The sequence below is a fragment of the Denitratisoma sp. agr-D3 genome, assembly GCF_054658675.1.
This window is the reverse complement of sequence record NZ_BAAGIA010000005.1, coordinates 47032-60500: the sequence shown is the minus strand read 5'-3', so window position 1 is coordinate 60500 and position 13469 is coordinate 47032. Positions and strand designations below refer to the sequence as shown.

Here is a 13469-nt window from a genome sequence, read left to right as displayed (position 1 = left end):
GCTTGCGGCTTGGAAAACCCTAAGCCAGGCCGGTGGGCTTGAGCTTGATCGGGGCCAGATGGCCCTTTCGGGCACGCTGGCCACGGAAAGCCTCGAGGTCCCGACCTTCGATCACGGCGGTGCTTGCCTTGCCGCCCCGGCCGGCGCCTTCGATGGTCAGGCTGTTGCCGAAGTTCACGCAGATGGCGGCCAATTCGTCCTTGGCATCCAGTTCCATGATCTTATTGCCCCGGCCTTTGGCCATTTCCGGCATGTCGGCCAGGGGGAACAGCAGCAGGCGGCCTTCGGCGGAAATGGCGTTGAGGGTGGCACCCTTCACCGGCGCGGGCGCCAGGGGCTTTTCGCCCTTGTCCAGGGTGAGGAAGGCCTTGCCCGCCTTATTGCGGCCCACCAGATCCCCCAGCTTGGCGACGAAACCGTAGCCGCCGCTGCCAGCAAAGAGGAACTTGCTTTCCGGGTCACCGCTCAGGGCCTGGGCGATCTTGCCGCCGTCCTGTAAATCGATCAGGGTGGCCAGGGGCACGCCGTCGCCGCGACCGCCGGGCAGGTCGGAGACCTTCACACTGTAGGCGCGACCGTTCGTGTCGATCAGCACCAGGGGCCAGACGGTGCGGGATTCGGCCACCACCCAGCCGAAGTCGCCGGCTTTGTAGCTGATGGTGTCGGGCACGATGCCGTGGCCCTGGCGGGTGCGCACCCAGCCGTTGCGGGAGACGATCACCGTCACCGGCTCGTCGGGCACGGCCACCTCGGCCACGCTGATGGGGGCCACGGTTTCCAGCAGGGTACGGCGGTCGTCGCCGAACTTCTTGGCGTCCTCGGCGATTTCCTTGAGCACCAGCTTGGTCAGCTCGCTGCGGGAGTCCAGCAGGGTGTTCAGGTTGCCCTGTTCTTCCCGCAGATTGCCCAGTTCCTGCTCGATCTTGATGCCTTCCAGGCGGGCCAGTTGGCGCAGGCGGATTTCCAGGATGTCCTCGGCCTGGATGTCGGTCAGGTGGAACTTCCAGATCAGGTCCAGCTTGGGTTCTTCGGAATTGCGGATGACCTTGATGACTTCCTCAATCTTGAGGAACACGGTCATGCGGCCTTCCAGGATATGGATGCGGCGCTCCACTTCCTCCAGACGGTGGCGGGTGCGGCGCTCGACGGTGCCGATACGGAACTCGCCCCATTCCCGCAGGATCTGCACCAGGGGTTTTTGCTGGGGGCGACCGCCATGGACGGCGCCGTGGCCGATCATGGTGAAGTTGAGGGAAACGCTGGCTTCCAGACTGGTGTGGGCCAGCAGCACGGCCATGAACTCTTCCTGGGAAATGCGCGAGGAGCGGGGCTCCAACACGATGCGGACCGGAGCCTTTTCGTTGGATTCGTCCCGCACGGACTCCAAGACGTTCAGCACCACCTGCTTGAGGTTCTTCTGCTCCTGGGAGACGTCCTTCTTGCCCGCCTTGGGCTGGGGATTGGTGAGGGACTCGATTTCCGACAGCACCTGGGCGGTGGACACGCCATGGGGCAGCTCCTCGACGATGATGCGCCACTGGCCCCGGGCCAGGTCTTCCACCCGCCAGCGGGCGCGCATGCGCAGGCTGCCACGCCCCGTGGCGTAGGCATCGCGGATGTCCTCGGCCGAGGAAATCAGTTGGCCGCCGCCAGGGAAGTCGGGCCCCGGCATGAGTTGCAGGACTTCTTCCAGGCTGGCGTTGGGGTTCTTGATGAGCAGACGGGCCGCTTCCGCCACTTCCCGCAGGTTGTGGGGCGGGATTTCCGTCGCCATGCCCACAGCAATCCCCGAGGCGCCGTTGAGCAGCACGAAGGGTAGGCGGGCAGGCAGTAACTGGGGTTCGGTGAAGGCGCCGTCGTAGTTGGGAGCGAAGTCCACCGTGCCCCGGTCGATCTCCGACAGCAGCAGTTCGGCAATGGGGGTCAGGCGGCATTCGGTGTAGCGCATGGCCGCCGCGCCGTCGCCGTCGCGGGAACCGAAGTTGCCCTGACCATCCACCAGGGGGTAACGCAGGCTGAAGTCCTGGGCCACGCGGACCATGGCGTCATAGACGCTGGAGTCGCCGTGGGGGTGGTACTTACCGATCACATCGCCCACCACCCGGGCCGACTTGACGTGCTTGGCCGTGGCGGACAAGCGCATTTCGTTCATGGCGAACAGAATGCGGCGTTGGACGGGCTTGAGGCCGTCCTCCACCTGGGGCAAGGCACGGCTCTTCACCACGCTCATGGCGTAGGCCAGATAGGCCCGCTCGGCGTAAGCGTTGAGGGGCAGGGAGGTGCCATCCCCCATTGCATCGCCAAAGGAAGGCGGCGTGGGCGGCGGCGGGGCATCGCCGAGGGCGAAGAAGTCGGGGGTGTTGGTGGGATTATCGGTCGTCATGGCAAATTATTGGGTACCTGTTGATTCTGTCTCGCCTTTGATCGTCGTCATGAGGGCTAGGCGAATGGTTTCCAGTGTGCTTTCCGGATTGGTCAGAATGTCATTGTTCCAAAAACGCAGTACGCGAAAGCCTTGGCTTTCCATGTAAAGGGTGCGCTCTTCGTCATAGTTTGATTGGGCTTGGTGTTGGCCGCCATCCGCTTCAATGATCAGCTTGCATTCCAGGCAAACAAAGTCAGCAACGTATGGGCCGATGGGCTGTTGGCGGCGAAATTTGTGTCCTTCCAGTTGTCGGTTGCGCAAAAGGTGCCAGAGTTTTCTTTCAGAGTCCGTTGACCGTTGTCGTAATTCACGGGCGAAGAGGTTGGGCATTTGGGGCTACCCCTCACCCTGTCCCTCTCCCACAAGGGGCGAGGGAACCTGCTTCGACGAGGGTCGCAAAACACCTCCCTCTCCCCTCGTGGGAGAGGGCCGGGGTGAGGGGGCTTGTAAGCCTTGCCTCAAATATCGGCCTCCACCAGGTGGCCTTTTTCTTCCATCCAGGCACGGCGACCGGAGGCCTCGCCCTTGCCCATGAGGAGGTTGAACAGTTTCAGGGTTTCGCTACGGGCCTGGTCGGGCAGGGCCACGGGCAGGACACGGCGGGTGGCCGGGTCCATGGCGGTTTCCCGCAGTTGCTCGGGGTTCATTTCGCCCAAGCCTTTGAAGCGGCCGATTTCCAGCTTGTCCTCGCTGATGCCTTCCTTGACCAGGCGGTCCTTCATGGCAGTGAGTTCGCCTTCGTCCAGGGCGTAGAGCCGACGGGCGGGGCGCTTCTTGCCGCTGGCGGGGACGTCGATGCGGTACAGGGGCGGCTGGGCAATGTAGATGTGGCCGCGCTCGATCAGCGCCGGGAAGTGGCGGAAGAACAAGGTCAGCAGCAGGGTCTGGATGTGGGCGCCGTCCACGTCCGCATCGGACATGATGACCACCTTGCCGTAGCGCAGGTTGTCCAGATTGGGCGTGTCCTCGGGGCCGTGGGGATCCACTCCGAGGGCCACGGCGATGTCGTGGATTTCATTGTTGGCGAAGAGGCGACCGGCCTCTACTTCCCAGGAGTTCAGCACCTTGCCGCGCAGGGGCAGGATGGCCTGGGTTTCCTTGTTGCGGGCCATCTTGGCAGAACCGCCGGCGGAGTCGCCCTCCACCAGGAACAGTTCGTTCTCGGCAATGTCGGTGGATTCGCAATCGGACAGCTTGCCCGGCAGCACGGCGACGCCGGACTGCTTTTTCTTTTCCACCTTCTGGGCATTCTTCTGCCGCGCCAGGGCCTGCTTGATGGCCAGCTCGGCGATGGCCTTGCCGGCTTCTACGTGCTGGTTGAGCCAAATCTCGAAGGGGTCCTTGACCTGGGTGGACACCAGCTTGACGGCTTCCCGGGAGTTGAGTTTTTCCTTCACCTGGCCCTGGAATTGGGGGTCCAGCAGGCGGGCAGAAAGGACGAAGCCCATCTTGCCGCAGACGTCTTCCTGTTGCAGCTTGACGCCCCGGGGCAGCAGGGCGTGGTGTTCGACAAAGGTCTTGATGGCTTCAAACACCCCGGCCCGCAGGCCCGATTCGTGGGTGCCGCCGTTGATGGTGGGAATCAGGTTGACATAGGACTCGGAGGCCACGCCACTCTCGGGGAACCAGCCCAGGGCCCAGGCCGCGCCTTCACCGGGGGCGAAGCTGTCGTCGTTGGCGTCGGCGTATTTCTCGCTGGCGAACAGGGGAATCGGCAGTTCCTGATCCCCGGCCAGTTCCTTGAGGTAGCCGGCCAGGCCTTCGGGGTAGCTCCATTGCTTGGACAACACCTCGCCGCTGGCCTGCTCGATGTCCAGTATGACGCGCACACCGGGCAGCAGCACGGCCTTGGAACGCAGCAGGCGCTCCAGTTCGTGCAGGGGCACCTTGGGAGACTCAAAGTACTTCGGGTCGGGCCAGACGTGAACCCGGGTGCCGGTCTGCTTGCCGCAGCTGCCCAACTCCTCGAGCGGGCCGATCTTGTCGCCGCCTTCGCTGAAGTGGATGCCCCAGATCTTGCCTTCGCGCCGCACTTCCACCTCGATGCGCAGCGATAAGGCGTTGGTCACGGCCACGCCGACGCCGTGCAGGCCGCCGGAGAAGGCATAGGCGGAGTTGCCGGATTTCTTGTCGAACTTGCCGCCGGCGTGGAGGCGGGTATAGGCCAGCACCACCACGGGAATTTTTTCCTCGGGGTGCAGGCCCACGGGAATGCCCCGGCCGTCGTCGGTGACGCAGACCGAGCCGTCGGTCTTGAGCAGGACGTGGATGTTCTTGGCAAAGCCGCCGAGGGCTTCGTCGGCGGCGTTGTCGATGACTTCCTGAATGATGTGGGCGGGGGAATCGGTCCGGGTGTACATGCCGGGCCGCTCGCGCACGGGCTCAAGGCCCTTCAGGACGCGGAAGGAAGATTCGTCGTAGCGTTGGGTACTCATGGGGTCGCTAGGGTGGTCCCACCAGTGGCGCGGGAAAGGCTGGAAAAGAGGGGCAAGCCCCGTTCAATCCGGGGATTTTAGGCGAATTGCCGAAAATCCCCGCGACAGTCGTCACAAAGAACGGACAGGACGTCGGCGCGATGCCGGACAAATGGCTGGCAAGGGGGAGGAAAAAGGACGTTGGCGCCGCGGCAAGCGATCCGGGCCGGCGCGCAAACACCCGGGGCGGAAGGCGTTGGTGGCGTCTCCGCCGACGACGTTCAGGCCAGGCCGGATTCCCGCGCCTTGCGCTCCCGTTCGTGCTTGACGATGTAGCGCTGGATCAGGTTCATCTTGGCGTCGGGCAGGTTGACGAATTCGCAACCGGAGCGGCGCAACACCGTACCGCTGCGCAAGGTGACCTCGAACACGCTCTTGACCCGCAGGGTGACGATGATGTTGCCGATGTCCGGCAAGTGGATCTGGCAGTCGGGGAATTCCGTTTCCGGCGCGAAGGGCACCGACTCCGGCGGGGCCACGAGGGCCACGCCGCCGCCGCTGATGTCGGCGATCTGGACCGTGATCGATCCCGTCTGACCGTCCACGTCTTCCAGGGGAATCAGGCAGGTCAGCGGCCGGCTGACCGGAGTGGTCAGGCGGTAATACTCGCGTCGTTGCAGACGCAGCAAGGTTTGCGGGAACTCGCCACGGAAGGCGGGGCGCCCGCCATGGTCTTCCTGGCGCAAGCCCTTGAGGATGAATTGCACCTTCACCTTGTTCAAGGAGGTGATGCAAAACAGCTTGCCTGCTTCCAGGGCGCGACGGTTGGTTTCCGGATTGGAACCGTAGTCGAAGAGCAGCCCCTTCTCGTCGGCCGCGATCAGGGTGGTCAGCAGCAAATCCTTGCCTTCATTGAAAAAAACCGTGATGTGGCATCCGTGCTCGATGACGGACTTGAGCACCAGCAGGATTTCCTTGGGTGCGTGCAGCAGGAACTTGTCGTAGTCGCTGGGTTCCAGCGGCGTTTCGACAGATTTTTCCGGTTCTTCCGGCGTGATGTCTGGGATTTCGCTCATGTCGTCGGTCTCTTTGGTGCGCAAGTTTATCCCAAGTCGCTGGGCACCTTGAGCACCGGTGGCGGCAGCTCCTGGCCTTGTTCCACCTGATAAAGCCAGGCCAGCAGTTCGGCAATGGCCACGTACAGTTGGGGGGGGATTTTTTCGTCCAGGTCTACCTGTTGCAACAGAGTGACCAATTCGGGAGACTCATGCACGTAGACCCCGTGTTCCCGGGCGCGATGGATGATTTCCTCGGCGATCAGCCCCCGCCCCTTGGCCACCACCTTGGGCGCTGCGTCGCCCGGGGCATAGGCCAGGGCCACCGCCAGGGAGCGCTCGTCGGGGAAGGGCTTGTCACTCACCGCCATCCTCGCTGCTGGTGCGCTGCCATACCCGGATCGACAGGGCCGGCACCCCGGCCGCTTCCAGGGCACTGCTCAGGCGGGGAATGGCGGCCTGTAAGTCTTCCAAACTTTGTCCGGCGGGGGATTGAAGATTGATATGAACCCCCTGGGGCCGTAATTCCAGGGTGGCCTCGACCCGGCCCAGGCGCGGCGTGGTCAGGGCCAGGCGGGTGGTCCATTTGTCGCCCTCCGCTTCATCATCCCCTTGGCGGCGTGAGCCGTCCCGTTGAATTTCCCAGTCCATGGGCTGCTGCGGCCATACTTCGCCATGCCAGACCATGCGCTGGGTGGCGGCGGCATCCAATTGCTGCTGTACCAAGTGGCGCAATTCGTCTGGCACCACCTGGGCGGGGGGCGGCGTGGTTGCCTGGGTGGTCGCGGAGGCCTGACTCGCGCGGTCCGCATTCTCCGTACCGGCGGAGGCGGACGTCGCCGCGTTTGCAACCGCGGCCGCTGCATGAGACTTGGCGTTTTCCGCAGGGCCGGCCTGCTCCGAAGCATTGCCCCGCCCCAAAAGCATTTGCAGCAGACCGCCGGGCTTTTCCGTCGGCGTCGTGTCGCCCGCACTGGCTGGAGTCGGGCGCAGCAATTGGTTTTGGGGTTCATCCAGCAGTGCTTCGGTCGGCAACTGTCCCGCGACCCACTTGGCCTGGTGGGCCTCGTAGAACATACCGCTTTGACTGACGGCTTTTTCCAGACGGGGCGCCAGTTGCTGGGCCAGCTGCTCGTCGCCGGCCTGGGGCGGCGTCGGCAGCAGGGGTTCCCCCTGGTTGAGGGCCACGGGCCGCGCGGCTTCGCCTTCCGCCGGCAGTAGTTTGCCGATCAACTGGGCGGCGGCGCTGAAGGTGGTATGGGGATAGGCTTCCCCCTCCTGGCTGGCTAGGCCGGCGCCCGCATCGGCCAACTTGGCCATGACCATGCGCGGCGTTTTGTCCACCACCACCAGTTCCAGGGTATCGCCGGCCTTGGCGCCGCCGGGCAGGGAGAGGGTGATGCTTTTACCCGCCACCAGGGCCTTGTAGGTGGCCTCGGGCAGGACTTCGACGATGCGGGCGGTGAAGGTCTGGCCCTTTTCCAGCGCCGGCAGGTCGGAAGGAATTTCCGATACCGGCGCGGTTGGGCGCAGGGGCGAGTCAACCTGGGTGCGCAGGTTGACGCCGACGTCGGTGGGAATCAGAGCCATGACGGGCTCCGTCTAGCAGGGGGTGGGGTTGGGGCGGGGCGGCCCATGGCGCTGCCCCGGGGAATCAGGCTCCCGCGCCGTAGGCGCGTTCGACCCGGCGACGCTGGTTGCTGCTGCCCAGGAACTGGCGGACATGCTCCATCCAGGGCTCGGTATGACGGCGCACCTCGGCATCGTCTTCAAGGATTTGCTGGATCAGGGTCCGCTTGCGTTCGCTTTCATCGGCGGACAGTACGCCGATGTCATCATCGGCTTCGAGGGTCTTGCGCAATTTGGCAACGGATTCTTCCAAGCTTGCCAACAGGGTCCAGTCCTGGATGCGGGCCGCCTCCACCATGCGGGCGGAGAGCTGGCTCATGTCTTCGTAGATTTCAATCTGGGTAGGCATTGTCAGCATGGTAGACCTCAGGCCACGGCTTTGTTCATGGAAACTACAGCGGGATCATTGGCTATTTCCTCCCAGGCCCCCTTCAGTTCCCGCAACAGGTTGCCGACCTCGGTCAGGGCAGCCTGGTCGTTATGCAAATTGGCATGGAGCAAGCGGTTACACATGTACTCGTAGAGGGCACCTAAGCGCTCGGCGATTTCCCCGCCGGTCTGGTAATTGAGGCAGGCCCGCAGGCCGGCGTCGATGATATCGATGGCCTGGCCGATGTCCTTGCCCTTTTCGGCGATGTTGCCTTCCTGAATGTGCACCCCCGCCTTCATGATCGCCGTCAGGGCACCCTCGTAGAGCATGACCACCAGTTCATGGGGGGTGGCCGTCTCCACTTTGGTTTCGACGCCAGCCTTGCGGTAGGCGCCGGTGGGGTTGTTCATTACGCCGAACATCGTGATTCTCCTGGGGCGGGGTCGTTATTTACTGCTACTGCTGGACAGAGCCGACAACTGTTGCGTCAAATAGTTCGAGGTGGACTTCATGCTGGCGATCAGGGTGTCCAGCGCGTTGTATTGTTTGGTGTAACGGGCTTCGATGTCCGTCATCCGCAACTCAAGGGCTGCCTTTTGCTTGGCGATGGTGCTGAGGGTACTGTTCAGACCATCGGTACGGGCGGCGATGGAGCCGGTGGTGCCGACGATCGAAGTCATCAGATCATCTAGCTTATTGGCCAATCCGCTAGTGCCGTCCTTGCCAATCAGGAAGGCCTGGACGTTCTTGGTGGGATCGGATAGGGCGGTGTTCAGCTTATCGCTGTTGAACTTCAAGGTGCCGTCCCGCTGGAAGGAAACCCCCACGTCCGACAGACTGCTGGTGCCCATGCTGCGGTTCACCGTCTGGATCATCTGGCGCAGGCTGGTCTGGATCGAGCGGACCGTGCCTTCACTTTGCAGGGCGCCAGCCTTCTTCGTCTTGACGTCGTAGGACAGCAGGTCCGCCAAGGATTTGGAAACCGCGTTGTAGGCCGTGACGAAGGTGTCGAGGCCCTTGCTCAAGGCACTGGAGTCTGCCGCCACGGAAACGGTGGTGGCCGCCGTGCCTTCCTTGGTCAGACTGAGGGTCACCCCTTGGATCGCGTCGGTGATGGTGTTGGTGGATTTGACCACCTGCACCCCGTCCACCAACAGTTTGGCGTCCTGGGGGGCGACGGTCTGGGTCATGCGATTGCTGGCGGTGATGGCGGTGCCAGAGTCGCCGAACAGGGCGGTGGCGCCAGTGCTGCCGGCCGCTGCGCCAATGGTGACGCCGGAGAAGCCGGTGGTGGTGGTGGACGACACCACCAACTTGTTGTTGGCGTCCAAGGAAACCTTGGCTTTGCCAGCGCCCAATGCGCTATCCACGGCGCTTTGCATGGCCGCGACGATGTTGGTCTTGTCGTAGGTCCCATCGGGCAGGGTGACAGTCGCCGCTGCCCCGCCGTCCACTGCGACAGTGAACTTGTTGTTGCCGCTTGCGGCGGAAATGGCGATGGAGGCCGAGGTGTAGTCCAGGCTGCTCCGGGTCAGGCCGCTGCTCTGGTCGGCAGCCAAGCGGGAAAGGCCAGCGTTATCGCTGTTATTGCCATCGTTGTCGCTAACCGTGATCTTCAGGGCATTGGCCGAGCCCGGGTCGGTGGGGGAGAAGGACAGGTAGCTATTGGTGCCATCGTTAAGTACCGTGGCACTGACCCCGGCCTTGGCCGCATTGATGGCGCTGGCAATGGCAGTCAGGGAGTCGGAGCCGGAGGGGATGGTGACCGACACCGTTTTCTTGTTGGTATTGGGCGCAAAGGTTGTGACCCCATTGGCATCGGTGTTATAGCTGCCGAAGTCGAAGGTCAACGTCCCCGTGCCCACGCTGTCCGTTGCCTTGGCGAAGGTGGTGGAGGTGAGCTTTTGTTGCTTGGCCAGTTGCTGCACCTGGATCGAGTAGCTGCCGACGGCAGCAGTGCTATCGGACGTTGCGCTGAACTGTGCAGTATCGGCCACGGTGGCCTTGGTGGCGGAGTAGGTGCCCTTGTTGGTCAAGGTCTGCACGGCGGTTTGCAGGGTGGACAAAGTACCCTTCAGGGTGCCGTAAGCCGTAATTTCGGCCGTGACCACGCCGCTCTGGGTGTCCAGCCGGTCAATGGGCTGGCGCTCGATGGACATCAGTTTGGAAACAATCCCCGACACGTCCAGGCCGGAGCCGACGCCTGATGAGGTAAGTGTTCCTGTTGTCGCCATGATGAAATCCTTTATTTGCCTGTTAAGGCCATGCTCCTTGACTCAATCAACGGCACGGCTTGGGAAAACTGAAGCCCTAACAAAAAAGGGGATGGACGATAGTAGTTTATCGCCCATCCCCATTATGCATCAATGACTTAGCCGCCGAGCAGCTTCAGCACCATCTGCGGCAACTGGTTCGCCTGGGCCAGCATGGCCACGCCGGCCTGTTGCAGGATCTGGCCCCGGGTCATGTTGGCCGTTTCCTGGGCGAAGTCGGCATCCTGGATACGGCTGCGGGCGGCGGTGACGTTCTCCGCCCCGGTGGACAGGTTGGCGATGGTCGATTGCATCCGGTTCTGCACGGCACCCAGGGCGCTACGGATGTTGCTGATCTGGGTCATGGCCGCGTCGATCACGGTGATGGCGTTGTTGGCGCCATCCACGCTGCTCACGTCCACCCCGTTGATGCTGGAGAGGGCGCTGGCATTGGCGATGCCGGCATCGCTGCCGAACAGGGAGGTGTTCCCGCCCACCAGGCCCACGTTGTCGCCGCTGACGCTGGAAGTGACGCTGAAGGCCCCCGCCGCGTTGAAGGAGATGGTGCCGCCGATAGTGGTGGAATCCTCGCCCTTGGTCACATTGCCGCCGTAGTGCAGGGCGGTGGTGGAGGTGGTCACCGTGGTGATGGCGCCGTTGGCGTCCACCTTGCTGGAGAGGGCGCTCACCGTCACCGAGGCTACGGCCCCCGTGATGTTGCCCGAGTTGGGCAAGCTACCGGCGCTATGGGTGAAGTCCGAGATCACGATGTTGGCGCCGTCTTCCTGGGTGAGGATGATGGAGGCGTTGTTATCGGTCAGGGATGCCCGGACACCGGTGCTTTCTGCCTTCTGGTTGATCGCATTGGCCAGGGCTGACAGGTCGGCCAGGGTGCCGCTGCCGGTGACGGCAGCGCTCACGGTGACCGGATTGGTGTTGGTGCCGAAAACCTGGAAGCTCACGGTGCCGGCGGCAGTGATGCCGTTCAGCTTGGCCTGGGTCTTGGCGGTGGCGGTGACGCCGGTGGTGGAGGTCTGGGCATTGACCCGGGCCGCGATGGTGGCTGCCGAGTCATCCCGGGTCACGGCTACGTCGGCCTTGCCGTTGGGACCATTCACCGTCAGGGTCTGGTCGCGGACGCTGTTGCCGTAGTTGACGCTGGTCACGGCGGCGGGCGCCTTGGCGTTGGCCGCCACTTTGAACAAGCCGCCACCCGGGGCGGTTGCCGTTGTGCCATCGAGGGAGGATTCGATGGTGTAGCCGTCGGGTAGGACAACGGAGAATTGTCCGCTGATCGTCGTTGAGGCGGTAGTGGCACTAGCGAGGGTGACGGGATTGGCTGCCGCATTGGAGCCAGTGGCGTTGAGGCTGACCGTGCCCGTACCGGCGGCGGCGACGGTCAGTTGAATATCGTCGCCGGAAGTGTTCTTGATTTCCACATTACCGCTGGCGTTCCGACTGGCAGAGAAGCCTGCTCCGGTGAGGGTGCTGTTCTGGTTTACCGCTTCCACTACGGCAGCGTATACCGCATCGGCACTACTGGAGGTGTCCACGCCGGAGAGCGTCATGGCCTGGCTGTTGATGGTCACCGTGATCGCGTTGGCGCCAGTACCGGAAAAGCCGGAAAGCGTGGCCAAGGCAGAGCCCGTGGCGGTAACGCCGGAGACCGCGTTCAACTGACCGACGATGGTCTTTACCGAGGAGTTGGGTGCAACCGTGATGCCGGCGCTGTTGCCGATGACGTTGCCGGCGGTGTCCTTGATCTTGATGATCTGGGTAGGAATACCATTAACCGGTACGTTGGCCGAGGGACCTTGGGGTTGGCCCAGGATCAGACCGGAACTGTTGAAGCGGTGGGTCGGGTCGTTACCATCCACCACATTATCGATACCGACGTTCTTCTCGCTGGCGGTCTGCACCGTGTTAGGGGTCAGGTTGAACAGACTGTTGGCCTTGGTGGCGGAGGACTCGATGCTGTAGCCGTTGGCGAGATTGATGTTGAGTTGGCCGCCGACGGTAACCGTGTTGCCTGCGTTGGTGGTCAGGGTATTTTTGGTGTTGGAGCTATCGGAGCCGTAGACATCAATGGTGCTCGGTGCCGTGGTGGTGAATTGCACGGAAATATCAGCACCTGTGGAGTTGTTGAGCACCAGGTTGCCACTGGCGTCAATACCGGCTTGCATGCCGGCGTTTTTCAGGGCGGCGTTGTTGTTGATCTGGTTTTTTACGGCGTTGAGCACGTCGGCGCTGCCGCTGGTTTCATTGACGCCGAAGAGCGTCAGGCTTTGCTTGGTGGTGCCGGTACCAACAATCACGGTAATCGGCACAGATGAAGAGGCACCGGCGCCAGGAATGTAGTTTGCCACCTTGACGTTGTTGTAGGCGGTGACGCTCACGCCAGGCAGTCGGTTGAGGCGGGCGGCGATGTCGCTGGCCTGGTCGTTGGCGTTGACGCCCACGGCCCCATTTTCGATCACCGCGCCGCTGGCGTCGCGGATCGACAGGGTTTGGGCTTGATAGCCGTTGGTCGTGCCAGTCACGGCCAAGCCGGTGCGGGCACCATCGGTACCAAAACGGTTATAGGCGGTGGAGGTGGCCGCATGGTTAGCGAACACCACATTGGTCCCGATCGCGGTGGAACGGCCGTCGCCGATGGATACGCCGATGGTCTGATTGGCCTCGGCACCCACCTGGAAGGAGATGTTCTGCTGGGTACCGTTGAGAATCTTCTGGCCGTTGAAGGTCGTATTGTTGGCGATCCGGGTCAGTTCCTGCTTGAGCTGGGACACTTCAGCCTGGATGGAAGCGCGGTCGGAATCGGAGTTGGTGGCGTTGGCGGACTGGATGGAGAGTTCGCGCATCCGTTGCAGGATGTTGCTCACTTCGCTCAAGGCGCCTTCGGCCGTCTGGGATAGGGAGATGCCGTCGTTGGCGTTACGCACCGCTTGGTTGAGGCCGCGGATCTGGGAAGTCATCCGGTCGGAAATGGCCATCCCCGCGGCGTCGTCCTTGGCGCTGTTGATGCGCAGGCCGGAGGACAGCCGTTGCAGCGCGGTTTGCAGTGCCGCCTGCGAGGTATTCAGATTGCGCTGAGAGTTCAGCGACGCAATATTCGTGTTGATGACCTGTGCCACGATCCTTCTCCTTCCATTCGTTCCTGAGTCGGGTGAGCTGTCCTCCCCGCCGCCTCACGTGGACGAACCACCGGCAGTGACGGAGCGATTAAGTTGGACTACGACTGCCTAATAGCAGCCACTGTGCCAGCTCGTGTAATACGCAGGAAATGGAGGGTGAAGGCGGTGTTTTTCTGGTGTTTTGCCGGTT

General features: G+C 62.8%; 10 protein-coding genes. All 10 read right to left on the bottom strand.

What is annotated here, in order from left to right; all coding sequences use genetic code 11:
- Positions 1–19: 19 nt before the first annotated feature.
- Positions 20–2383, bottom strand: coding sequence for a DNA topoisomerase IV subunit A (gene parC / locus ACYQ2U_RS13985; protein ID WP_459951001.1), 2364 nt, complete (start codon positions 2381–2383; stop codon positions 20–22).
- A 6-nt stretch (positions 2384–2389) separates the two neighbouring features.
- Positions 2390–2755: an endonuclease domain-containing protein gene (locus ACYQ2U_RS13980; protein WP_459951000.1), complete on the bottom strand. Its 366-nt coding sequence runs from the start codon at positions 2753–2755 to the stop codon at positions 2390–2392.
- A gap of 128 nt (positions 2756–2883) precedes the next feature.
- Positions 2884–4860 (bottom strand): DNA topoisomerase IV subunit B, encoded by a 1977-nt coding sequence (locus ACYQ2U_RS13975; protein WP_459950999.1) that lies wholly within the window; start codon positions 4858–4860, stop codon positions 2884–2886.
- Positions 4861–5120: 260 nt separating this feature from the next.
- Positions 5121–5915, bottom strand: coding sequence for a flagellar brake protein (locus ACYQ2U_RS13970; RefSeq protein WP_459950998.1), 795 nt, complete (start codon positions 5913–5915; stop codon positions 5121–5123).
- A 26-nt stretch (positions 5916–5941) separates the two neighbouring features.
- The gene (locus ACYQ2U_RS13965; protein ID WP_459950997.1) at positions 5942–6265 is read right to left on the bottom strand and encodes an EscU/YscU/HrcU family type III secretion system export apparatus switch protein; all 324 of its coding nucleotides are present in this window, start codon (positions 6263–6265) and stop codon (positions 5942–5944) included.
- Positions 6252–7484 (bottom strand): flagellar hook-length control protein FliK, encoded by a 1233-nt coding sequence (fliK, locus tag ACYQ2U_RS13960; protein ID WP_459950996.1) that lies wholly within the window; start codon positions 7482–7484, stop codon positions 6252–6254. The genes ACYQ2U_RS13965 and fliK overlap by 14 nt, the downstream gene beginning before the upstream one ends.
- Positions 7485–7548: 64 nt before the next feature.
- Complete coding sequence (locus ACYQ2U_RS13955) at positions 7549–7881, bottom strand: flagellar protein FliT (protein ID WP_459950995.1); 333 nt, start codon at positions 7879–7881, stop codon at positions 7549–7551.
- Positions 7882–7889: 8 nt separating this feature from the next.
- Entirely contained in the window at positions 7890–8315 is a 426-nt protein-coding gene (gene fliS / locus ACYQ2U_RS13950; RefSeq protein ID WP_459950994.1) for a flagellar export chaperone FliS, read from the bottom strand.
- 24 nt (positions 8316–8339) lie between these two features.
- Positions 8340–10127: a flagellar filament capping protein FliD gene (fliD, locus tag ACYQ2U_RS13945; RefSeq protein ID WP_459950993.1), complete on the bottom strand. Its 1788-nt coding sequence runs from the start codon at positions 10125–10127 to the stop codon at positions 8340–8342.
- Positions 10128–10264: 137 nt separating this feature from the next.
- The gene (locus ACYQ2U_RS13940; RefSeq protein WP_459950992.1) at positions 10265–13279 is read right to left on the bottom strand and encodes a flagellin N-terminal helical domain-containing protein; all 3015 of its coding nucleotides are present in this window, start codon (positions 13277–13279) and stop codon (positions 10265–10267) included.
- Positions 13280–13469 lie beyond the last annotated feature (190 nt).

What these genes read in the sequence shown, in the direction of transcription:
- fliK (WP_459950996.1), bottom strand. Translation starts at nt 7,484, where the DNA reads ATGGCTCTGATTCCCACCGACGTCGGCGTCAACCTGCGCACCCAGGTT.
- ACYQ2U_RS13975 (WP_459950999.1), bottom strand. Translation starts at nt 4,860, where the DNA reads ATGAGTACCCAACGCTACGACGAATCTTCCTTCCGCGTCCTGAAGGGC.
- fliD (WP_459950993.1), bottom strand. Translation starts at nt 10,127, where the DNA reads ATGGCGACAACAGGAACACTTACCTCATCAGGCGTCGGCTCCGGCCTG.
- fliS (WP_459950994.1), bottom strand. Translation starts at nt 8,315, where the DNA reads ATGTTCGGCGTAATGAACAACCCCACCGGCGCCTACCGCAAGGCTGGC.
- ACYQ2U_RS13955 (WP_459950995.1), bottom strand. Translation starts at nt 7,881, where the DNA reads ATGCTGACAATGCCTACCCAGATTGAAATCTACGAAGACATGAGCCAG.
- ACYQ2U_RS13965 (WP_459950997.1), bottom strand. Translation starts at nt 6,265, where the DNA reads ATGGCGGTGAGTGACAAGCCCTTCCCCGACGAGCGCTCCCTGGCGGTG.
- parC (WP_459951001.1), bottom strand. Translation starts at nt 2,383, where the DNA reads ATGACGACCGATAATCCCACCAACACCCCCGACTTCTTCGCCCTCGGC.
- ACYQ2U_RS13980 (WP_459951000.1), bottom strand. Translation starts at nt 2,755, where the DNA reads ATGCCCAACCTCTTCGCCCGTGAATTACGACAACGGTCAACGGACTCT.
- ACYQ2U_RS13970 (WP_459950998.1), bottom strand. Translation starts at nt 5,915, where the DNA reads ATGAGCGAAATCCCAGACATCACGCCGGAAGAACCGGAAAAATCTGTC.